We start from the raw sequence: 241 nt of genomic DNA on the forward strand, positions 1-241 counted from the left end.
GGAGCCGAGTGTTCCGGGGCCTTCTGCTGTTTGGCCGCCTGCGATGAGAGTGATGTTCATTCTGGTCTCCTTAGTTTGACGCCGCGGTGGGCGAAGAACCGTTCGAAGGTGGTCACGTCGACCGTCGCGTTCTGGGCGCTTTCGCCGATACCAGACGGGTTGTGCAGAGTGATGCGGGAGTTCTCGACAGCGTGAATGGGGACCAGGTGGCCACCCCGCCGAGCGTTGGGGCGTTCAGGGT

General features: G+C 62.7%; 1 protein-coding gene. It reads right to left on the reverse strand.

What is annotated here, in order from left to right:
- Nucleotides 1-56: 56 nt before the first annotated feature.
- A partial coding sequence (locus AC1RPJ_RS08320; protein ID WP_481762938.1) for a hypothetical protein occupies nt 57-241 on the reverse strand: 185 nt, incomplete at its 5' end.

It is taken from the genome of Dellaglioa sp. CoH-57-MRSF-17 (assembly GCF_056782015.1).